Raw genomic sequence first — 242 nt, forward strand, 5'->3', positions numbered from 1 at the left:
GGTCCCGGTGGGCATCATCAAGCCCCTGCGCGGGGTCTCCCCCGGCGGCTGGGACCCCACCGACCCGAAGAACGGGAACACCCGGCCCTACCCCCTCGTCCTCGGCTCGCAGGTGCTGCACGCCGCCGGCTATGCGATGGGCCTCCCGTTCGAGGGGCGCACCGGCACGGGGGACCCTGGGCGCGACGGGGGGGTCGCCGTCTTCTTGGCGGAGCGCGCCTCCCGCCGGGGGGCCGGGCCCG

At 77.7% G+C, this 242-nt stretch carries 1 pseudogene; it reads left to right on the forward strand.

Going from position 1 to position 242, the window contains the following annotated elements:
- Positions 1-242: pseudogene (locus KVS71_RS18390) on the forward strand (pyruvate dehydrogenase (acetyl-transferring) E1 component subunit alpha); the annotation flags it as partial.

This window comes from Microbacterium sp. GbtcB4, from assembly GCF_019091465.1.
In the GTDB taxonomy this organism is placed as follows: Bacteria; Actinomycetota; Actinomycetes; order Actinomycetales; family Microbacteriaceae; genus Microbacterium; species Microbacterium paraoxydans.